This is a genomic window from Pseudomonas sp. WJP1 (genome assembly GCF_028471945.1).
GTDB lineage: Bacteria > Pseudomonadota > Gammaproteobacteria > Pseudomonadales > Pseudomonadaceae > Aquipseudomonas.
Window position 1 is genome coordinate 565,604 of record NZ_CP110128.1, and the last position, 20,477, is coordinate 586,080.

A 20,477-nucleotide genomic window follows, 5' to 3' on the forward strand; every position below is an offset into this window, starting at 1 on the left:
GCTTTCCAATACGCTTAGGGCTCGCAGGAGGCACGCCGTGTCGATTCATGTCGCATTGCACCACGTCACACATTACCGCTATGACCGCGCTGTCGAGTTGGGCCCGCAGATTGTTCGCCTGCGTCCCGCCACCCACAGCCGCACGCGGATACTTTCCTATGCGCTGAAAGTCTCGCCTGAGCAGCATTTCATCAATTGGCAGCAGGACCCCCAGGGTAATTACCTGGCGCGGCTGGTGTTCCCGGAGAAAACCGACGAGCTGCGGATCGAAGTCGATCTGCTGGCGGAAATGGCGGTGTTCAATCCGTTCGACTTTTTCCTTGAGCCTTACGCCGAAAAAATCCCATTCGCTTACGCGACCGACGAACGCAAGGAGCTGGCGCCGTACCTGGAAACCTTGCCCCTGACGCCGAAGTTCAAGGCCTATCTGGACGGCATCGACCGCACGCCATTGCCGGCGGTGGATTTCCTCGTTGCGCTCAACCAGCGTCTGAGCGAAGACATCAACTACCTGATCCGCATGGAGCCGGGGGTGCAAACGCCCGAGCACACCCTGGAGCAGGCCTCCGGTTCCTGCCGCGATTCAGCGTGGTTGTTGGTACAACTGCTGCGTCACCTGGGACTGGCTGCGCGCTTCGTGTCGGGTTACCTGATTCAATTGACCGCCGACCTGAAAAGCCTCGACGGTCCTTCCGGGACCGAAGTGGACTTCACCGACCTGCATGCCTGGTGTGAGGTGTATCTGCCCGGTGCTGGCTGGATCGGCCTGGATGCAACCTCCGGGCTGTTTGCCGGTGAAGGACACATCCCGTTGGCCTGTAGTCCCGATCCATCCTCTGCGGCACCGATCAGTGGCTTGGTGGAACCGTGCGAGTGCGAATTCAGCCATGAAATGTCGGTGGAGCGGATCTGGGAGGCGCCAAGGGTCACCAAGCCCTACACCGAAGAGCAGTGGCTGGCGATTCAGGCCCTGGGCCGGCAGATCGATGCCGACCTGCTCGAAGGCGATGTGCGCCTGACCATGGGCGGTGAGCCGACCTTTGTGTCCATCGATGATCCGGACGGTGCCGAGTGGAACACCGCGGCGCTGGGGCCGAACAAGCGGCGGCTGTCCGCCGAACTGTTCCAGCGCATGCGCAAGCGGTATGCCCCGCAAGGCCTGGTGCATTTTGGCCAGGGCAAATGGTATCCCGGCGAACAACTGCCGCGCTGGTCGCTCAATTGCTATTGGCGGCGCGACGGTGTGCCGATCTGGCATGACAGCGCGCTGATCGCCGACGAGCAGCAGGATTACGGCGCCAATGGCGAGCTGGCGGGGCGTTTTCTGGCGAGTGTTGCCGAGCGTTTGAACATTCCTACGCGCTTTGTATTTCCAGCCTACGAAGACAATTTCTATTACCTCTGGCGCGAAGGTACTTTGCCGCAGAATGTCAGCGCTGAAGACTCACGACTCGAAGAGCCCCTGGAGCGTGCGCGTTTGCGCAAAGTCTTCAGTCAGGGCCTGGACAAGGTGATTGGCCAGGTCCTGCCCTTAGCGCGCACCGCCAAGGGCGATCAGTGGCAAAGCGGCCGGTGGTACCTGCGTGACGAGCACTGCCGCCTGGTGCCGGGGGACTCACCGCTGGGGTATCGCCTGCCTCTGGGTTCGCAGCCTTGGGTGAAGGCGGCGGAGTATCCGTTCATTCACCCCAAAGATCCCAATCAGGATTTCCCGGCGCTACCTGGTACAGACCAACTGCAGCGCCAGGGCGCCGCGGCGCTGGTTGAAGATCGGGCACCGAAGGTCGATGAGTCCGCTGACTGGCTGACCCGCACCGCCTTCTGCGCGGAAGCACGTGAAGGCCGGTTATACCTGTTCATGCCGCCGCTGGAGCGGGTCGAGGATTATCTGGAGTTAGTGACAGCCATCGAGGCCACGGCCCGGGAGCTCAATTGCCCGGTATTGCTGGAAGGTTACGAGCCGCCGAGCGATCCGCGCTTGAGCAACTTTCGCATCACCCCTGATCCCGGCGTGATCGAAGTCAACGTGCAGCCATCCGCGACCTGGGACGAGTTGGTTGAGCGCACTGAATTTCTTTACGAAGAAGCGCGCCAGACCCGACTCACCACCGAGAAATTCCTGATCGACGGCCGGCACACCGGCACCGGTGGCGGCAACCACTTCGTACTGGGGGGCGCGACACCGGCGGACTCACCGTTTCTGCGGCGTCCGGATTTGCTGCGCAGCCTGATCAGCTACTGGCATAACCATCCGTCCTTGTCCTACCTGTTTTCCGGACTGTTCATCGGCCCGACGTCCCAGGCCCCACGCGTCGACGAAGCGCGCAACGACGCCTTGTATGAACTGGAAATCGCCTTCGCCCAGATGCCTGCGCCGGGCGAAGAGTGCGCGCCGTGGCTGGTGGATCGCCTGCTGCGCAACCTGTTGATCGACGTGACCGGCAACACCCATCGCGCCGAGTTCTGCATCGACAAGCTCTATTCACCGGATGGCGCGACCGGTCGCCTGGGTTTGCTGGAGTTGCGCGCTTTTGAAATGCCACCCCATGCGCGCATGAGCCTGGCCCAGCAGCTATTGCTGCGGGCATTGGTTGCCCGGTTCTGGCGTGAGCCTTATGCACCGCCAAAACTGGCGCGCTGGGGCACCGAACTGCATGACCGGTTCCTGTTGCCGCACTTTATCGAACAGGATTTCGCCGACGTCATCGCCGATCTCAACGACGCCGGTTATCCGGTGCGGGCGGAGTGGTTTGCGGCGCACCTGCAGTTCCGTTTTCCCAAGGTCGGCGACTACGCCGTCAAGGGCATCGCGCTGGAACTGCGCCAGGCACTTGAGCCATGGCATGTACTGGGCGAGGAGGGCGCGGTCGGTGGCACGGTGCGTTACGTCGACTCGTCCCTGGAGCGCCTGCAGGTCAAGCTCAGCGGCTTGCCGCCGCAACGCTATGTGCTGACCTGCAACGGCATGCCTGTGCCGTTGCAGCCCACTGGGCGGGTCGGCGAGTTCGTCGCCGGTGTGCGCTTCCGTGCCTGGCAACCGTCCAACTGCCTGCAGCCGACCATCCCGGTCCATGCACCACTGGTGTTCGACCTGCTCGACACCTGGATGGGCCGTTCGCTGGGCGGTTGCCAGTATCACGTCGCCCATCCGGGGGGGCGCAACTACGAGACGTTGCCAGTGAACGCCAATGAAGCCGAGAGCCGGCGAATGGCGCGTTTCTTCCGAATCGGACACACGCCGGGGAAACTTCCGATACCCAATATGGAAATTAACGACGAGCTGCCGATGACGCTCGATTTGCGACGTTTCTAATTCGTACGCGACGCCCGGATTTTTCGTCTATCCGGGCGTCATGAGCGTGCGTTAGTCTGACCGATCATTGCTGTCTGCCGAGCTTTCCATGCCTGACCTGCTAGACCGCTACCCGCTGACGGCGGGCACCTATCACGAATTGCTCGACGACAGCGGTGCCATACGGCCGCACTGGCGTCGGCTGTTCGACCAGTTGCAGCGCAGCACACCCGCTCAATTGGTGCAGCGTCAGGCGCTACTGACCCGGCAGATCCAGGAAAACGGTGTCACCTATAACGTCTACGCCGATCCCAAGGGCGCCGATCGGCCGTGGGAGCTGGACTTGCTGCCCCATGTGATTGCCGCCGACGAGTGGGAGCAATTGTCCGCCGGCATCGCCCAGCGTGCACGTTTGCTCAATGCCGTACTGGCCGATCTCTATGGCCCGCAACGCTTGATCGCCGAAGGTCTGCTGCCGGCGGAGCTGGTATTTGGCCACAACAATTTCCTCTGGCCCTGTCAGGGCATCAAGCCGCCTGACGGAGCCTTTTTGCATCTGTACGCCGTGGATCTGGCGCGCACGCCCGATGGCCGCTGGTGGGTAACGGCCGATCGCACTCAGGCGCCGTCCGGCGCTGGCTATGCCCTGGAAAACCGCACCATCGTGTCCCGGGCCTTTCCCGAGTTGTACCGTGATTTGAAGGTGCAGCACCTGGCGGGATTCTTCCGCACCCTCCAGGAGACACTGGCCCGTCAGGCGCCAAGTGATGAAGAGGCACCGCTGGTGGTCCTGCTGACGCCGGGGCGTTTCAACGAAAGCTATTTCGAGCACCTGTACCTGGCCCGCCAGCTTGGCTACCCGTTGGTGGAAGGTGGCGACCTCACGGTGCGCGATGCCACGGTCTACCTGAAGACCCTGAGTGGTCTGCGTCGGGTCCACGCGATCATGCGCCGGCTCGACGACGACTTCTGCGACCCACTGGAATTGCGCACTGACTCGGCCTTGGGCGTACCGGGCCTGCTTGAAGCCGTGCGCCAGGGTCGGGTGCTGGTGGCCAACGCCCTCGGCAGCGGTGTGCTGGAGTCGCCGGGCTTGCTGGGCTTCCTGCCGAAGATCAACCAGTTCCTGTTTGGCGAAGAACTGATCCTGCCGTCCATTGCCACCTGGTGGTGCGGTGAGGCCCCGGTGCTGGCCCAGGCCCTGGAAAAACTGCCGGAGCTGCTGATCAAACCGGCATTTCCGTCCCAGAGTTTCGCCCCGCTATTCGGTCGAGATTTGAGTGAAAAACAGCGCCAGGAGCTCGCCGAGCGCATGCAGGCACGACCCTATGCTTACGTTGCGCAAGAACTCGCGCAGTTGTCTCAGGCGCCGATATGGCAGGCCGAGGACGGTCAATTGCAACCGCGGGCTATCGGCATGCGCGTGTATGCGGTGGCCAGTCGCGACGGTTATCGGGTGTTGCCCGGTGGCTTGACCCGTGTGGCCGCGCAAGCGGACGCCGAGGTGGTATCGATGCAGCGCGGCGGCGCCAGCAAGGACACCTGGGTGCTGGGCGAACGTTCACCGAGCGGCGAACAGTGGAAAGCCCAGCGCAATATCGGCGTGCATGACTTGGTGCGTCGCGATCCTTACCTGCCGTCGCGGGTGGTGGAAAACCTGTTCTGGTTCGGCCGTTACTGCGAGCGCTGCGATGACAGCGCCCGATTGCTGCGAATCATGTTGGCGCGTTATGTCGATGGCGATGATCCGCAGGCCTTGGAGGCGGCGGTGGATCTTGGCGAACGGCTGATGCTGTTGCCCGATGAAGGCGAACTGCCGGAGCGATTGCTGGCGGCGATACTCGGCGATGACTGGCCGTTCAGCCTGCGTTCCAACCTGCAACGTTTGCAATGGGCGGCCTCGCAGGTGCGTGGCAAGCTGTCGCGGGAGAACTGGCAGGCGCTGGTGGAGCTGCAACGCGAAGCGATGGAACTCGAGACCGAAGAACCGGACTTCGGCGAGTTGCTCGACTTCCTCAACCGGCTGGTGATGTCCCTGGCGGCGCTGTCCGGTTTTGCCCTGGACGACATGACCCGGGACGAAGGCTGGCGCTTCCTGATGATCGGCCGGCGGCTCGAACGCCTGCAGTTTCTCAGCGGCAGCCTGGCGGCGTTCCTGCGTGGCGCCGGGGCTTTCGATCAGGCGGGACTGGAATGGTTGCTAGAGCTGGGCAACAGCAGTATCACCTATCGTTCGCGGTACCTGGCGGTGGCGCAATTGATCCCGGTGCTTGACCTGTTGTTGCTCGATGAGCAGAACCCACACGCGGTGCTGTTTCAGTTGAAACTGGTGACCCGCACGCTCAAACGCCTGTGCGACGACTTCGGTGTCCCTCGCGAAGCGGGCCTGCCACAGTTGGTGGAGCGTCTGGCGCGCTTCGATCTGGGCTGCCTGGAAAACCCGTTGTTTGGCGCCGCCAGCGTGCGTGCTGCCATCGAAGGGTTGGCCGATCTGCTGCAAGAAATTGCCGATGCCAGCGGGCAGGTGTCGGATCGCCTGGCCTTGCGGCACTTCGCCCACGTCGATGATGTAAGCCAGCGCACGGTGTCCGTCTGATGAGTGCTCATTACCAGATTTTCCACGATACCCATTATCACTATGACAGTCCGGTGTCCCTGGCCCAGCAACTGGCGCATTTGTGGCCCAGGCCTTGTGCGTGGCAGCGCTGCTCCGACCAGCAATTGCAGATCAGTCCGGACCCGACTTCACGCCGCGATGAGCTGGATGTGTTCGGCAACCCGTTGACCCGGCTGGCGTTCGAGCGTCCCCATGATGAACTGCTGGTCAATGCCAGCCTGACGATCGAGGTGCTGCCCCGGCCCTTGGTTGATTTCAATCGATCCCCAGCGTGGGAAGACACCCGCAACGCGCTGACGTACAGCAGCCAGCCGCTTTCGCCACAATTGCTCGAAGCCTGCCGTTACCGGTTCGAATCACCTTATGTGCATCTCAAGCGCAATTTCGTCGAGTTTTCCGAGAGCTGCTTTCCGGCGGGGCGGCCGCTGTTGCTCGGGGTGCAGGCCTTGATGGAGAAAATCTTCAGCGAATTCACCTTCGATGCCGAGGCGACGCAGGTCGCTACCCCCCTGGTGGAAGTGCTGGAACGCCGGCGCGGGGTTTGCCAGGACTTCGCCCACCTGATGCTCGCTTGCATACGCTCCCGTGGATTGGCCGCGCGCTACATCAGCGGCTACCTGTTGACCCAGCCACCGCCAGGTCAACCGCGATTGATTGGCGCCGATGCGTCCCATGCCTGGGTCTCGGTGTTTTGTCCGGTGTCGGGCTGGGTGGATTTCGATCCGACCAATAATGTGCAACCGGCGCTGGAGCACATCACCCTGGCCTGGGGCCGGGATTTCTCCGATGTGTCGCCGTTGCGGGGAGTCATTCTGGGGGGAGGCAATCATGATCCGGAAGTTCGGGTCACAGTGATGCCATTGGACTAAACCAAGCCCCCCTGTGGGAGCGAGCCTGCTCGCGATAGCGCCGGCACATCCAGAAGTTCTGTTACAGGCATATCGCTTTCGCGAGCAGGCTCGCTCCCACAGGGGGATGCGGTGTTTGGGAGTCATTCGATTGGCCTGTGAGGGCTGGCAGCATCGCTGCCAACCCCGGACACAGATCCATGGGCCCGATCAGATCATCCGGCCCGGAGGGGACTCAGGCGTCGGGTGCCTGATCTTTCGGTGCATCTACATCGTCATCTGTTGCGACTTCAGCGTCAGGGTTCAGTGCCGCTTCGTCAGCCATTGCTTTCTTGCGCTGAAGCTTTTCCTCTTTCTTCTGTTCCTTGGCCAGGTCTCTCTGACGTTTGGCGAAGGAGTAATTGGGTTTGGCCATGGGCGATCCTCTGGGGTCGAAGGTGAGGTTTGAGCGGCGCGTATTCTGCCCTGTATCGATGCCTAAGTCGTTAGTCGGGTTTTTGCTCGACCCATTTGGGCGCAACGGTCGGCTGCCAGCGATCGAGGGCGTCGAGCAGCGTCTGCGGCGATTCGCTCACCTGCAGCATGTCACGGTGTACCGCGCGAACGAAGCCTTCGCCGACGATATGATCGAGAAAACCGGTGAGTTTGCTGTAGAAACCATTCACTTCCAGCAAACCCAACGGTTTGCCGTGGTAGCCCAACTGGCCCCAGGTCCAGACTTCGAACAACTCTTCCAGGGTGCCCAGGCCGCCGGGCAAAGCGATGAAAGCATCGCTGAGCTCGGCCATCCGAGCCTTGCGCGCATGCATGCCGTCGACCACTTCCAGGCGGGTCAGGCCGCTGTGGCCGATTTCCTTGTCCTTGAGGCTCTGCGGGATGATCCCGATCACTTCACCGCCGGCCGCCAATGCCGCGTCGGCAACGATGCCCATCAGCCCCACGGCTCCACCGCCGTAGACCAGGGTCAGCTTGCGCTCGGCCAAGGCCTGGCCAAGGGCCACGGCTGCTTCACGATAAGCAGGGTTGGTGCCAGTGCTGGCGCCGCAGAATACACAAACGGATGTTAAAGACATGCCTTGCTCCAGGGTCGATCAGGGCCACAGGGTAAAGGCAGGCGCGTTGCGCTCCAAGGGCTAAACTTCGCGCTTGGGCGTTTCGCAGGTTCCGCTGGCACCGCAGGCATAGGCGGCGAGCAAGCTGCACAATAGGGTATTGATCGACATGACAGACGCTCCGAAAAATGAGGACAGTCTGATGATAGGGCCGAGGCAGACACCTGGCTGGTAGATTGTCTTGATCGGTCCCATAGCCCGAAAGTTGTATACAATTTTTGCTTCAGGTCATAGGAACTTGCGAAGTTTTCAGGCAGTCTTCTGTTCATTCGCATTTCTCATTCACCCTGCCTTGGAGATTCACCATGTTTGCCAAACTTGTTGCGGTATCCCTGTTGACACTGGCCAGCAGCCAATTGATGGCTGCCGAGTGCAAAGTCACCGTTGACTCCACTGACCAGATGTCTTTCGACACGAAGGCCATTGAAATCGACAAGAGCTGCAAGACTTTTACCGTGGAATTGAAGCACTCCGGCAGCCTGCCGAAAAACGTCATGGGCCATAACCTGGTCATCAGTAAAGAAGCCGACATGCAGCCGATCGCGACCGACGGTCTGAGCGCCGGCATCGACAAGAACTACCTGAAAGAAGGCGACGCACGCATCATCGCCCACACCAAGATCATCGGCGCCAAGGAGACCGACTCGGTGACCTTCGACGTGTCCAAGCTCGATGCCAATGAAAAGTACGGCTTCTTCTGCTCGTTCCCGGGCCATATTTCGATGATGAAAGGCACGGTTACTCTGAAATAAACCGAAGCACCGCGTTATCGTTCTTCGCGGGCAAGCCACGCTCCTACAAGTACAACGCTGTACTCGTAGGAGCGAGGCTTGCCCGCGAAGGGGCCATCAGCATCAACAAATGCCTTGGCCAAAGAAAAAGCCCGCTGAAGCTCAACGCTCCAGCGGGCTTTTTCATTCATTCACCCATCAAGGCGCAAACGGCATCACCCGCTTGTGATGCGTCTTGTTGTACGTATTCACGATGATCTGGAACGCCTCTTCGCGCACCGGTTCGCCGTGCAGGAAGGCGTCGATCTCGGCGTACGTCACGCCATGGGACGCTTCGTCCGGTTTGCCCGGTGACAGGTCCTCAAGGTCGGCAGTCGGGATTTTTTCCACCAGCGATTCCGGTGCGCCGAAGCTGCGGGCGATGGCACGGACCTGGTTTTTCACCAGGCCACTGAGCGGTGCCAGGTCGCAGGCGCCGTCACCGAACTTGGTGAAGAAGCCCATCACCGCTTCCGCCGCATGATCGGTGCCGATCACCAGGCCATGGGCCGCGCCGGCGATGGTGTACTGGGCGACCATGCGCATGCGCGCCTTGGTGTTGCCGAGCACGAAATCCACCGACACCGCATGCTTGCCTTCGAACGCCGCGACTTCGTTGGCCAGGGCCTTGACCGCCGGGCCGATATTCACCGTGTGGCGCTCGTCCGGTTTGATGAAGTCCACCGAGGCCTGGGCGTCATGTTCATCGAACTGGGTTTCGTACGGCAGCCGTACGGCGATGAATTTGTAGGTGGCATCACCGCTGCGCTGGCGCAGCTCACGGACCGCACGCTGGGCCAGCAGGCCGGCGGTCAGGGAGTCGACACCACCACTGATGCCCAGCACCAGGGTCTTGAGCCCGGAATTGACCAGGCAATCCTGGATGAAGGTAATCCGCCGGGCGACTTCGGCTTCGAGGGCAGCTTCGTCGGCGAACGGCGGTTGGACCTTGAGCTGTTCAGCAATCTCACGCTGTACGGCTTGCATGAATTCACTCCTTGCTAGAGGGGGGCAGGAACTTGGAAAACGTGTCGCAAATAGGCAACGAAATTCGGGTCTGTGCAGTGAGTCTTGCCGGGCTCGTCGGAGATCTTCGCCACCGGCGCGCCGTTGCAGGCCGTCATTTTAAGCACGATGCTCATCGGTTCGACACCCGGAATGTCACACGTCAGGTTGGTGCCGATACCGAAGCTGACATTGATTCGACCCCGCAGCGCCCGAAAAATCTCCAGGGACCTGGGTAGCGTCAGGCTGTCGGAGAAGGTCAGCGTCTTGCTCATCGGGTCGATACCGAGCTTGTGATAGTGCGCGATGGCTTTTTCCGCCCAAACCACCGGATCGCCCGAGTCGTGGCGCAAACCGTCGAAAAGCTTGGCGAAAAACAGGTCGAAATCGCCCAGGAAAGCATCAAGGGTGATGCAGTCGGTCAGCGCGATCCCTAGCAGGCCTCGGTATTCGCGGACCCAGCAATCGAGGGCGGCGATCTGGCTGTCGATCAGCCGCGGGCCGAGTTGCTGGTGGGCCATGATCCATTCGTGGGCCATGGTGCCCAGCGGTTTCATGTCCAGCTCCCGGGACAGGTGCACGTTGCTGGTGCCGACGAAGCGCCCGGGGAAATCGTGCTTGAGCACATTCACCACTTCCTCCTGTACACGGTAGGAGAAGCGACGACGTGTGCCGAAATCGGCTACCTGCAACTCGGACAATTCCTCGCTGCTGGCGTTGGCACTCAGCCAGTCGAACTTGCGATAGAGCTGCTCGCGCGCCTGCTCCAGGACAATCTCCCGATAGCGATAGCGGTTACGCACCTCACTGACGATGGCCAGAATCGGTACCTCGAACAGGATCACGTGCAGCCACGGGCCCCGCAGGCGGATGAACAGTTCGCCGTTTTCGATACCCGTGTGGATGTAGCGCAAGTTGAAGCGAAACAGCCCGAGAAAACGCAGGAAATCCGGCTTCAGGAAAGTGATGCGCTCCAGAAAACTCAATTGGTCGGCGCTCAGGCTCAGCTCGGCCAGCCGTTCGATCTGGAAACGGATCTCCGCCAGGTACGGGCGCAAATCTTCGCTGTTACGGCAACGAAACTCCCATTCGACTTCTACGTTAGGGTAGTTGTGCAGCACCGCCTGCATCATCGTCAGTTTGTAGAAGTCGGTGTCGAGCAGGTTCTGCACGATGCGATCGGCAAATACACTCTCGCTCATAACGGGGGTTCTCCACATTGAATAAGGCTAGTGGCGCATATCGGTGGTGTTGATTGCCAGCGATTTTTGAAGCGTCCCTACACCTGCTCCAGCATCCACTTCACGAAATCGCGCACCTTGGGCACTTCCGCCGAATGTTCCGGGTACGCCAGGTAATAGGCGTCAGTGCTGGGCATCGCATGCTGCCAGGGAATGACCAGTTTGCCGTCGGCCAGTTCCTCTTCCACCAGAAACCTTGGCAGCAGTGCTACGCCGCAGCCGACTTGCGCCGCGCGGATGCACATGTAGAAGGTTTCGAAACGCGGGCCGTGGTAGCTGTGTTCGGTGTGGTAGCCCTGACTGTCGAACCAGTCGTGCCAGGCTTGGGGGCGGGAGGCGTTTTGCAGCAGGACCAGGTCGGTGAGTTGCGTCGGGTCGGTGAACGGCGTGTCGGGCAGGCTGCTTGGGGCACAGACCGGCACAAGCTCTTCGCTGAACAATTTCAGGCATTCGGTGCCCGGACGCGAACCCTGGCCGAAGTAGAACGCCAGGTCGCTGCGGCCTTGCACCAGGTCGTCGGCTTCCTGTTCATTGCACAGGTCCAGATGGATCGACGGATGGCGCAGGCGCCAGCCCTTGAGGCGTGGTACCAGCCAGCGAGCGCCGAAGGTCGAGGGTGTGGAGACGCGCAGGACTTCGGTTTCACCCCCGTAGGAACGCAGGTAATGGGTCGACATCTCTACTTGGGTGAGGATTTTTCGTACCTCCACCAGGTACAGATCGCCCGCTGGCGTCATTTGCAGGCGTCGGCGAACCCGGCGAAACAGCAGGTGCTGCAACAGCTCTTCCAGTTGCGCCACCTGTTTACTGACGGCGCTCTGGGTCAGGTTCAGCTCTTCGGCGGCCCGGGTGAAACTCAGGTGGCGGGTCACGGCTTCGAAACACTGCAGCGCAGCGATCGAGGGCAAATAGCGTTTGTTCAGCATGGGCGGTCCTTTGTACTTGTCTCTTTATTGCCAACAATGCACAGCATGAATAAACGGAATGATATCTCTCTTAATGGTCGTTTGTTGAGTAACCTCGGGAGCGCTAAAACTACAGGTCTGATCAGTCGTGATTCGGCGGCTGCACACGTTCCGTTTTTTGCTTGAGGAGTGACCCATGGTTGCCGCATTGCTTGATCGTCTTGGTGTGAACCCGGCCCTGTACCAGAACGGCAAAGTGCCGGTGCATTCGCCGATCGATGGCAGCACGATTGCCACCGTCAACTGGGAAGGTGCCGCTGAAGTCGAGCAGCACATCAGTCGTGCAGATCATGCATTCGAACTGTGGCGCAAGGTTCCGGCACCGCGTCGCGGCGAACTGGTGCGGCAACTGGGTGACATCCTGCGTGAATACAAGGCCGATCTCGGCGAACTGGTGTCCTGGGAAGCGGGCAAGATCACCCAGGAAGGCCTGGGTGAAGTTCAGGAAATGATCGACATCTGCGACTTCGCCGTCGGCCTGTCCCGTCAACTGTACGGCTTGACCATCGCCTCCGAGCGCCCTGGCCACCACATGCGCGAAACCTGGCACCCGCTGGGCGTCGTCGGCGTGATCAGCGCCTTTAACTTCCCGGTGGCGGTCTGGGCCTGGAACACAACGCTGGCGCTGGTCTGCGGCAACCCGGTGATCTGGAAGCCGTCGGAAAAAACGCCACTGACCGCACTGGCCTGCCAGGCACTGTTCGACCGCGTGCTGAAGAACTTCAGCGATGCGCCACCGCACCTGAGCCAGGTGGTCATTGGCGGTCGCGATGCCGGTGAAGCCCTGGTCGATGACCCGCGTGTCGCACTGGTCAGCGCTACCGGCAGCACCCGCATGGGCCGTGAAGTGGCGCCGAAAATCGCCGCGCGCTTCGCCCGCAGCATTCTCGAGCTGGGCGGCAACAACGCGATGATCCTTGGCCCAAGCGCCGATCTGGACATGGCCGTTCGCGCGATCCTGTTCAGCGCCGTCGGTACTGCCGGCCAGCGCTGCACCACGCTACGCCGCCTGATCGCCCATGAATCGGTGAAGGAAGAAATCGTCACCCGCCTCAAGGCCGCCTACTCCAAAGTGCGCATCGGCCATCCGCTGGAAGGCAACCTGATCGGCCCGCTGATCGACAAGCAAAGCTTCGACACCATGCAGGACGCGCTGGAGCAGGCTCTGAGCGAAGGCGGTAAGGTGTTCGGCGGCAAGCGTCAGCTGGAAGACAAATTCCCCAATGCCTACTACGTTTCGCCGGCCATCGTCGAAATGCCGGAGCAGAGCGATGTTGTCTGCCATGAAACCTTCGCGCCGATTCTGTACGTGGTGGGCTACAACGATTTCAACGAAGCGCTGCGTTTGAACAATGCCGTGCCGCAAGGCCTGTCGTCGTGCATCTTCACCACCGACGTGCGTGAGGCCGAGCAGTTCATGTCGGCGGTGGGCAGTGACTGCGGTATCGCCAACGTCAACATCGGCCCGAGCGGTGCGGAAATCGGTGGTGCGTTTGGGGGGGAGAAAGAAACGGGCGGTGGTCGTGAGTCGGGTTCCGATGCATGGCGCGGGTACATGCGTCGTCAGACCAATACCGTGAACTATTCGCTGGAGTTGCCGCTGGCTCAAGGTATTACGTTCGACTGATGGGCCCTATCGCTGGCAAGCCAGCTCCCACAGGATTTGTGTTGCGGCACATAACCCTGTGGGAGCTGGCTTGCCAGCGATGCTTTGTTTTTGTTTGTTAGGTTTCTGATTGGAGTCTGGCAATGCCGTTACGCGAAGAGTGTCTGTGGGAAAAACTGACGCCGCAAAGGCCCGACAACTCGGCGCTCAAGGGTGAAGTGAAGGCCGATGTCTGCGTGATTGGCGCCGGTTTTACCGGGCTGTCGGCGGCGGTGCATCTGCTGGAACAGGGCAAGACGGTCTGTGTGCTCGAAGCCCATCGCGCCGGTCACGGCGGTTCGGGGCGCAACGTCGGGCTGGTCAATGCCGGCATGTGGATTCCCCCGGACGAGATCGAAGCCGGGTTTGGCGAGGCGGTGGGCAGCCAGCTCAACCGGATGCTCGGTGCCGCACCGTCCCTGGTGTTCAGCCTTGTGGATAAGTACCAGATCGATTGCCAGTTGCGCCGCGAAGGCACGTTGCACATGGCGCACAACGCCCGTGGCGAAGCTGACTTGCGCAGTCGTGAAGAGCAATGGAAGCGCCGTGGCGCCCCTGTCGAGTTGCTGACCGGGCAAGCCTGTGAGCAAGCGACGGGCACCAAAAAAATTGCTGCGGCACTGCTCGATCGCCGTGCTGGCACGCTCAACCCGATGGCTTACACCACGGGGTTGGCCAAGGCGGCCATGGGCCTGGGCGGTCAGTTGTTCGATCATTCCCCGGTCACCCGCCTCGAACGCCAGGGGCAACGCTGGTCGGTGCAAACCGCGCAGGGTTCGGTCCTGGCCGAGCAGGTAGTGATCGCTTCCAACGCCTACACCGAAGGCGACTGGACGGAGTTGCGGCGCAATTTCTTCCCCGGTTATTACTATCAGGTGGCATCGGTGCCGCTGACCGAAGACGCCGCCCGGCAAATCCTGCCCGGTGGCCAGGGTTCCTGGGACACCCGCCAGGTGCTCAGCAGTATTCGCCGGGACAAGGACGGGCGTTTACTTCTAGGCAGTCTGGGTAACGGCAATCAGAAACCGGCATGGTTCCTCAAGGCGTGGGCCGATCGGGTTCAGCAGCATTACTTTCCTTACCTCAAACCGGTGGAATGGGAGTGCACCTGGACGGGGCGCATTGCTTTCACCCCGGATCACTTGATGCGCCTGTTCGAACCGGCGCCCGGAATAGTGGCAGTGACCGGCTACAACGGTCGGGGTGTGACCACCGGGACCGTTGTCGGCAAAGCATTCGCCGATTATTTGTGTAACGGAAATCCTCAAGCGCTACCCATTCCCTTCGCTCCAATGCAGCCACTGGCAGGGGTGGGATTGCGTAGTTGTTTATACGAGGCCGGTTTTTCGCTGTATCACGCAGGCCAGTGCTTGCGGATCGTGATCTGAATGTTGATTTTTGTTGTTGAAAGCGGCGCTTTTTTGATCAGCAGCTAGCCTGTAGTGGTGCGGGTTGTAGCAGTCCCGCACCAGCAGTGTGCACTTCGGTGACGCACGTTGTTACAGGCTGGTTGCACGTCGTTTAGTGCCGCGGTTGCAATGATGGCGCAGACGGGTTGCGCCTCAAAAAAATAATGGTTTTACCTTCCGCGGTTTAGACGGTTGCACGCCCAATGAAAATGGGCCCGAGATAGTCGAAATAAGAATAAAGCAGCGACTTTTTTAAGAATAAAAAACCGATGGCACGGCCCTTGCTCTGAGCAATCAGTGAAGTCGCAGTGCCAATTAAAAAAACCATGGAGCACCACCTCATGTCCCAGACGTTTTACAAGAAAGGCTTTCTGGCCCTCGCAGTGGCAGCTGCGTTGGGTGTTTCTGCGTTTGCTCAGGCTGACATCAAGATCGGCGTAGCGGGTCCAATGACGGGCGCCAATGCGGCATTTGGCGAGCAGTACATGAAGGGTGCACAGGCAGCAGCCGATGCGGTCAACGCAGCGGGCGGCGTGAACGGGGAAAAAATCGTACTGGTCAAGGGCGATGACGCCTGCGAACCGAAACAGGCTGTGACGGTCGCCAAAGACCTGACCAACCAGAAAGTCGCCGGCGTGGTCGGTCACTTCTGCTCCTCCTCGACTATCCCGGCTTCCGAGATCTACGACGAAGCGGGCATCATCGCCATCACTCCAGGCTCCACCAACCCACAGGTGACCGAACGCGGCCTGAGCGCCATGTTCCGCATGTGCGGTCGTGACGACCAGCAAGGCATCGTGGCCGGCGACTACATCGTCGACGTGCTCAAGGGCAAGAAGGTCGTGGTACTGCACGACAAGGACACCTACGGCCAAGGCCTGGCTGATGCCACCAAGGCCCAACTGGTCAAGCGCGGCGTAACGCCAGTGCTGTATGAAGGCCTGACCCGTGGCGAGAAAGACTTCAGCACCATCGTGACCAAGATCCGCGGTGCCGGCGCTGACGTCGTCTACTTCGGTGGCCTGCACCCGGAAGCCGGTCCTCTGGTTCGCCAGCTGCGTGAACAAGGCCTGAAAGATGTCAAGTTCATGTCCGACGACGGCATCGTGACCGACGAACTGGTGACCACCGCTGGCGGTCCGCAATTCGTCGATGGCGTGCTGATGACCTTCGGTGCCGACCCACGCCTGCTGCCAGACAGCAAGACCGTGGTAGACGCATTCCGCAAGGCCGGTACCGAGCCTGAAGGCTACACCCTGTACGCCTACGCTTCGGTCCAGACCCTGGCGGCTGCCTTCAACGGCGCCAAATCCAACAAGGGCGAAGAAGCGGCTGCGTGGCTGAAGAAAAATCCGGTCAAGACTGTCATGGGCGAGAAGACCTGGGACAGCAAAGGCGACCTGAAAGTCTCCGACTACGTGGTTTACCAGTGGGACAAGGACGGCAAATACCACCAACTGGAAAAACAGAAGTAAGGGCTGACTCAATCGGCTGATCCCTACCGTTCCCTTGTAGGAGTGAGCCTGCTCGCGATGACGGACTGACAGGCAACACATACGTTGAATGTTCAACCGCTATCGCGAGCAGGCTCGCTCCTACAGGGGGGGCGGTGATCGGGCTAATCGTGGCTGACATTGCTCCGACGTATATCTGTATTTTCCTTAGAAGAACCGCACCGGCAGGTGACAGGTTCTCATTGCGTGAGATTGCGTTATGGATGGTATTTTCCTGCAGCAACTGGTCAACGGCCTGACCCTCGGGTCGGTCTATGGCCTGATCGCCATCGGCTACACAATGGTCTATGGCATCATCGGCATGATCAACTTCGCCCACGGCGAGGTTTACATGATTTCCGCTTACCTCGCGGCAATCAGTCTGGCTCTGCTGGCATACTTCGGTATTGAATCCTTCCCTCTGCTGATGCTCGGCACCCTGATCTTCACCATCGTCGTCACGGCGGTGTATGGCTGGGTCATCGAGCGCGTCGCCTACAAACCCCTGCGTAACTCCACCCGACTGGCACCGCTGATCAGCGCCATCGGTATTTCGCTGATCCTGCAAAACTATGCACAGATCGCCCAGGGCGCCAAGCAACAAGGTGTTCCAACCTTGCTCAGCGGGGCGTGGCGCGTGGAAGTCGGCACAGGTTTCGTGCAGTTGACCTACACCAAGGTGTTCATCCTGGTCGCAGCGTTCGTCGGGATGGCCCTGCTGACCTACGTCATCAAGTACACCAAGCTCGGCCGCATGTGCCGTGCGACCCAGCAAGACCGCAAGATGGCTTCGATCCTGGGGATCAACACCGACCGGGTGATTTCCTATGTGTTCATCATCGGTGCAGCGATGGCGGCCCTGGCCGGCGTGCTGATCACCATGAACTACGGCACGTTCGACTTCTATGCCGGCTTCATCATCGGCATCAAGGCGTTCACCGCCGCGGTGCTCGGCGGGATCGGCTCACTGCCGGGCGCCATGTTGGGCGGGATCATCCTCGGGATTTCCGAGTCGCTGTTCTCTGGCCTGGTGAACTCGGACTACAAAGACGTTTTCAGCTTCTCGCTGCTGGTTCTCGTTCTGGTCTTTCGGCCCCAAGGCCTGCTCGGCCGTCCTCTTGTGTCGAAGGTGTAAGCGATGTCCTCAACCACTAAAAAAACCATTGATATCAAAAAAAGTCTGGTTGACGCGATTCTTGCCGGCCTCATCGCCCTGATCGTGTTCGGGCCGATTGTCGGCGTCGTTCTCGATGGCTATGGCTTCAACCTGGAAACCAGTCGCGTGGCGTGGATTGTCGCCATCGTCATGGCCGGACGCTTTGCCTTGAGCATGTTCCTGCAAACCCCCAAAGGTTTGAGCATCCTCGAAGGATTTGAAACCACCGGTTCCGGGGTGCACGTACTGGCGCCCGATTACAAATCACGCCTGCGCTGGATCATCCCGTTGATGATCGTCATCGCCGTGGTGTTCCCGTTTTTCTCCAACTCCTACGTGCTGGGCGTGGTCATCCTCGGGCTGATCTATGTGCTGCTGGGCTTGGGGCTGAACATCGTAGTGGGCCTGGCCGGCTTGCTCGACCTGGGTTACGTGGCGTTCTACGCCATCGGTGCCTACGGCCTGGCGCTCGGTTATCAATACCTGGGGCTGGGCTTCTGGACGGTGCTGCCGCTGGCGGCGATCACCGCCGGGCTGGCCGGTTGCATCCTCGGTTTCCCGGTGCTGCGCCTGCACGGCGACTACCTGGCGATCGTGACCCTGGGTTTTGGTGAAATCATCCGACTGATCCTCAACAACTGGCTGTCCCTGACCGGCGGTCCGAACGGCATGCCGGCCCCACTGCCGACCTTCTTCGGCCTGGAGTTCGGCAAGCGCGCGAAGGACGGCGGTGTGCCGTTTCATGAGTTCTTCGGCATCGCCTACAACCCTGACGTGAAGTACTACTTCATCTACGCGGTGTTGTTCCTGGTGGTACTGGCCGTGTTGTACATCAAGCATCGCCTGACCCGCATGCCCGTCGGCCGTGCCTGGGAAGCGCTGCGCGAGGATGAAATCGCCTGCCGCTCCATGGGCCTGAACCACGTGCTGGTCAAGCTCTCGGCGTTCACCATCGGCGCATCGACGGCAGGCCTGGCTGGCGTGTTCTTCGCCACCTACCAGGGCTTCGTCAACCCGACCTCGTTCACCTTCTTCGAATCGGCCCTGATCCTCGCCATCGTGGTCCTCGGCGGCATGGGCTCGACCATCGGCGTGGTGATCGCGGCCTTCGTACTGACCGTGGCCCCGGAGCTGCTGCGTGGCTTCGCCGAATACCGCGTGCTGCTGTTCGGCATCCTGATGGTGTTGATGATGATCTGGCGACCGCGCGGCCTGATTCGAATCAGCCGTACCGGTGTGACCCCGCGTAAAGGAGTAGCGCCATGAGCGAAGTCGTACTCTCCGTAGAGAAGCTGATGATGCACTTCGGCGGCATCAAGGCGTTGAATGATGTCAGCCTGAAGGTCAAGCGCAACTCGATCTTCGCCCTGATCGGCCCCAACGGCGCCGGCAAGACCACAGTGTTCAACTGCCTGACCGGTTTCTACAAGGCCTCCGGCGGCAAGATCGAACTCAACGTGCGTGGGCAACAGACCAACGTCATCCAGTTGCTGGGCGAATCGTTCAAACCCACCGACTTCGTCTCGCCCAAAAGCTTCGTCACCCGGATGCGCTACAAGATGTTCGGCGGCACCCACCTGGTGAACCGCGCCGGTCTGGCGCGGACGTTCCAGAACATTCGCCTGTTCAAGGAAATGTCGGTGCTGGAAAACCTGCTGGTGGCCCAGCACATGTGGGTCAACCGCAACATGCTGGCGGGCATCCTCAACACCAAGGGCTACCGCAAGGCCGAAAGCGATGCGCTGGACCACGCCTTCTACTGGCTGGAGGTGGTGGACCTGGTGGACTGCGCCAACCGCCTGGCCGGTGAACTGTCCTACGGCCAGCAACGCCGACTGGAAATCGCCCGGGCCATGTGCACCCGTCCGCAGATCATCTGCCTCGACGAACCGGCTGCCGGCCTCAACCCTCAGGAAACCGAAGCACTGAGCGCGATGATCCGGCTGCTGCGCGACGAGCATGATCTGACCGTGGTGCTGATCGAACACGACATGGGCATGGTAATGAGTATTTCCGACCACATTGTGGTGCTGGACCACGGCGTCGTCATCGCCGAGGGCGGGCCCAATGACATCCGTAACGACCCGAAAGTGATTGCCGCCTACCTGGGCGCCGACGAAGAGGAGGTGGTATGAGCAAACCCATCCTCGAACTCAAGGACCTGGACGTGTTCTACGGGCCGATCCAGGCCCTGAAGAATGTTTCGCTGCACATCAACGAAGGGGAAACCGTCAGCCTGATCGGCTCCAACGGCGCCGGCAAGTCGACCCTGCTGATGTCGATTTTCGGTCAGCCGCGTGCGGCGGACGGGCAGATCGTTTACCAAGGCGTGGACATCACCCACAAGTCGTCGCACTACATCGCCTCCAACGGTATCGCCCAGTCGCCGGAAGGACGGCGGGTGTTCCCCGACATGACCGTCGAGGAAAACCTGCTGATGGGCACCATCCCCATTGGCGACAAGTACGCCAAGGAAGACATGCAACGCATGTTCAAGCTGTTCCCGCGGCTTGAAGAGCGGCGCACCCAGCGTGCGATGACCATGTCGGGGGGCGAGCAGCAGATGCTGGCCATCGCCCGAGCCCTGATGAGCCGGCCGAAACTGCTGTTGCTCGATGAGCCGAGCCTTGGGCTGGCGCCCATCGTGGTCAAGCAGATCTTCGCCACGCTGCGGGAACTGGCCAAGACCGGCATGACCATTTTCCTGGTCGAGCAGAATGCCAACCACGCGCTGCGGCTGTCGGACCGGGCCTATGTGATGGTCAACGGCGAGATTCGCATGAGCGGCACCGGCAAGGAGCTGCTGGTCAACGAGGATGTGCGTAACGCTTATCTTGGCGGGCACTGATTCGCTGTTGCAATGACAAAGCCCCGACGAGTAATCGTCGGGGCTTTTTTCATTCCACAGGTGATTGGGGAATTGT

17 protein-coding genes are annotated in these 20,477 nt (G+C 60.5%); 11 read left to right on the forward strand and 6 right to left on the reverse strand.

Features of this window, described 5'->3' with window-relative positions:
* Positions 1-37 precede the first annotated feature (37 nt).
* The 3 genes from OH720_RS02525 to OH720_RS02535 all read left to right on the forward strand — a co-directional run bounded on the left by OH720_RS02525 (position 38) and on the right by OH720_RS02535 (position 6,778).
* Entirely contained in the window at positions 38-3,313 is a 3,276-nt protein-coding gene (locus tag OH720_RS02525; protein WP_272604433.1) for a transglutaminase family protein, read from the forward strand.
* An 88-nt stretch (positions 3,314-3,401) separates the two neighbouring features.
* Positions 3,402-5,888, forward strand: coding sequence for a circularly permuted type 2 ATP-grasp protein (locus OH720_RS02530; protein ID WP_272604434.1), 2,487 nt, complete (start codon positions 3,402-3,404; stop codon positions 5,886-5,888).
* Positions 5,888-6,778: a transglutaminase family protein gene (locus OH720_RS02535; protein WP_272604435.1), complete on the forward strand. Its 891-nt coding sequence runs from the start codon at positions 5,888-5,890 to the stop codon at positions 6,776-6,778. The genes OH720_RS02530 and OH720_RS02535 overlap by 1 nt, the downstream gene beginning before the upstream one ends.
* A 214-nt stretch (positions 6,779-6,992) precedes the next feature.
* Here OH720_RS02535 and OH720_RS02540 read toward each other — a convergent pair whose 3' ends face one another.
* Complete coding sequence (locus OH720_RS02540; protein ID WP_272604436.1) at positions 6,993-7,172, reverse strand: hypothetical protein; 180 nt, start codon at positions 7,170-7,172, stop codon at positions 6,993-6,995.
* A 70-nt stretch (positions 7,173-7,242) separates the two neighbouring features.
* Positions 7,243-7,830: a TIGR00730 family Rossman fold protein gene (locus OH720_RS02545; protein ID WP_272604437.1), complete on the reverse strand. Its 588-nt coding sequence runs from the start codon at positions 7,828-7,830 to the stop codon at positions 7,243-7,245.
* A gap of 344 nt (positions 7,831-8,174) precedes the next feature.
* Between OH720_RS02545 and azu the strand changes: the two genes are divergently transcribed.
* On the forward strand, positions 8,175-8,621 hold the full coding sequence (azu, locus tag OH720_RS02550; protein ID WP_272604438.1) for an azurin: 447 nt from the start codon (positions 8,175-8,177) through the stop codon (positions 8,619-8,621).
* Between the two features lie 14 nt (positions 8,622-8,635).
* Here azu and OH720_RS02555 read toward each other — a convergent pair whose 3' ends face one another.
* From OH720_RS02555 to OH720_RS02570, 4 genes are all read right to left on the reverse strand, one after another.
* Positions 8,636-8,791, reverse strand: coding sequence for a hypothetical protein (locus tag OH720_RS02555; protein ID WP_272604439.1), 156 nt, complete (start codon positions 8,789-8,791; stop codon positions 8,636-8,638).
* 7 nt (positions 8,792-8,798) lie between these two features.
* Positions 8,799-9,626 (reverse strand): ammonia-dependent NAD(+) synthetase, encoded by an 828-nt coding sequence (nadE, locus tag OH720_RS02560; protein ID WP_272604440.1) that lies wholly within the window; start codon positions 9,624-9,626, stop codon positions 8,799-8,801.
* 14 nt (positions 9,627-9,640) lie between these two features.
* Positions 9,641-10,846 carry a nicotinate phosphoribosyltransferase gene (gene pncB, locus OH720_RS02565; RefSeq protein ID WP_272604441.1) on the reverse strand — a complete coding sequence of 402 codons (1,206 nt, stop codon included), beginning with the start codon at positions 10,844-10,846 and terminating at the stop codon, positions 9,641-9,643.
* A 77-nt stretch (positions 10,847-10,923) separates the two neighbouring features.
* The gene (locus tag OH720_RS02570; protein ID WP_272604442.1) at positions 10,924-11,811 is read right to left on the reverse strand and encodes a LysR family transcriptional regulator; all 888 of its coding nucleotides are present in this window, start codon (positions 11,809-11,811) and stop codon (positions 10,924-10,926) included.
* 175 nt (positions 11,812-11,986) lie between these two features.
* On the opposite strand from OH720_RS02570, the gene amaB reads away from it, so the two are divergent.
* The 7 genes from amaB (at position 11,987) to OH720_RS02605 (ending at position 20,401) form a co-directional block, all read left to right on the forward strand.
* A complete protein-coding gene (gene amaB, locus OH720_RS02575; RefSeq protein ID WP_272604443.1) occupies positions 11,987-13,477 on the forward strand; it encodes an L-piperidine-6-carboxylate dehydrogenase in 1,491 nt (496 codons plus the stop codon).
* A gap of 122 nt (positions 13,478-13,599) precedes the next feature.
* A complete protein-coding gene (gene amaA, locus OH720_RS02580; protein ID WP_272604444.1) occupies positions 13,600-14,883 on the forward strand; it encodes an L-pipecolate oxidase in 1,284 nt (427 codons plus the stop codon).
* 362 nt (positions 14,884-15,245) lie between these two features.
* Positions 15,246-16,379: a branched-chain amino acid ABC transporter substrate-binding protein gene (locus OH720_RS02585; RefSeq protein ID WP_020797619.1), complete on the forward strand. Its 1,134-nt coding sequence runs from the start codon at positions 15,246-15,248 to the stop codon at positions 16,377-16,379.
* A 238-nt stretch (positions 16,380-16,617) separates the two neighbouring features.
* Positions 16,618-17,532 carry an ABC transporter permease subunit gene (locus OH720_RS02590; RefSeq protein ID WP_008058951.1) on the forward strand — a complete coding sequence of 305 codons (915 nt, stop codon included), beginning with the start codon at positions 16,618-16,620 and terminating at the stop codon, positions 17,530-17,532.
* Between the two features lie 3 nt (positions 17,533-17,535).
* Entirely contained in the window at positions 17,536-18,819 is a 1,284-nt protein-coding gene (gene livM, locus OH720_RS02595; protein WP_180204037.1) for a high-affinity branched-chain amino acid ABC transporter permease LivM, read from the forward strand.
* Positions 18,816-19,688 (forward strand): ABC transporter ATP-binding protein, encoded by an 873-nt coding sequence (locus tag OH720_RS02600; RefSeq protein ID WP_272604445.1) that lies wholly within the window; start codon positions 18,816-18,818, stop codon positions 19,686-19,688. The genes livM and OH720_RS02600 overlap by 4 nt, the downstream gene beginning before the upstream one ends.
* On the forward strand, positions 19,685-20,401 hold the full coding sequence (locus tag OH720_RS02605; RefSeq protein WP_008058947.1) for an ABC transporter ATP-binding protein: 717 nt from the start codon (positions 19,685-19,687) through the stop codon (positions 20,399-20,401). The genes OH720_RS02600 and OH720_RS02605 overlap by 4 nt, the downstream gene beginning before the upstream one ends.
* Positions 20,402-20,477 lie beyond the last annotated feature (76 nt).

Excerpts from the sequence above, each read along its gene's own strand:
- OH720_RS02530 (WP_272604434.1), top strand. The coding sequence starts at position 3,402 with ATGCCTGACCTGCTAGACCGCTACCCGCTGACGGCGGGCACCTATCAC.
- OH720_RS02535 (WP_272604435.1), top strand. The coding sequence starts at position 5,888 with ATGAGTGCTCATTACCAGATTTTCCACGATACCCATTATCACTATGAC.
- OH720_RS02540 (WP_272604436.1), bottom strand. The coding sequence starts at position 7,172 with ATGGCCAAACCCAATTACTCCTTCGCCAAACGTCAGAGAGACCTGGCC.
- OH720_RS02545 (WP_272604437.1), bottom strand. The coding sequence starts at position 7,830 with ATGTCTTTAACATCCGTTTGTGTATTCTGCGGCGCCAGCACTGGCACC.
- azu (WP_272604438.1), top strand. The coding sequence starts at position 8,175 with ATGTTTGCCAAACTTGTTGCGGTATCCCTGTTGACACTGGCCAGCAGC.
- OH720_RS02555 (WP_272604439.1), bottom strand. The coding sequence starts at position 8,791 with ATGAATGAAAAAGCCCGCTGGAGCGTTGAGCTTCAGCGGGCTTTTTCT.
- nadE (WP_272604440.1), bottom strand. The coding sequence starts at position 9,626 with ATGCAAGCCGTACAGCGTGAGATTGCTGAACAGCTCAAGGTCCAACCG.
- pncB (WP_272604441.1), bottom strand. The coding sequence starts at position 10,846 with ATGAGCGAGAGTGTATTTGCCGATCGCATCGTGCAGAACCTGCTCGAC.
- OH720_RS02570 (WP_272604442.1), bottom strand. The coding sequence starts at position 11,811 with ATGCTGAACAAACGCTATTTGCCCTCGATCGCTGCGCTGCAGTGTTTC.
- amaB (WP_272604443.1), top strand. The coding sequence starts at position 11,987 with ATGGTTGCCGCATTGCTTGATCGTCTTGGTGTGAACCCGGCCCTGTAC.
- amaA (WP_272604444.1), top strand. The coding sequence starts at position 13,600 with ATGCCGTTACGCGAAGAGTGTCTGTGGGAAAAACTGACGCCGCAAAGG.
- OH720_RS02585 (WP_020797619.1), top strand. The coding sequence starts at position 15,246 with ATGTCCCAGACGTTTTACAAGAAAGGCTTTCTGGCCCTCGCAGTGGCA.
- OH720_RS02590 (WP_008058951.1), top strand. The coding sequence starts at position 16,618 with ATGGATGGTATTTTCCTGCAGCAACTGGTCAACGGCCTGACCCTCGGG.
- livM (WP_180204037.1), top strand. The coding sequence starts at position 17,536 with ATGTCCTCAACCACTAAAAAAACCATTGATATCAAAAAAAGTCTGGTT.
- OH720_RS02600 (WP_272604445.1), top strand. The coding sequence starts at position 18,816 with ATGAGCGAAGTCGTACTCTCCGTAGAGAAGCTGATGATGCACTTCGGC.
- OH720_RS02605 (WP_008058947.1), top strand. The coding sequence starts at position 19,685 with ATGAGCAAACCCATCCTCGAACTCAAGGACCTGGACGTGTTCTACGGG.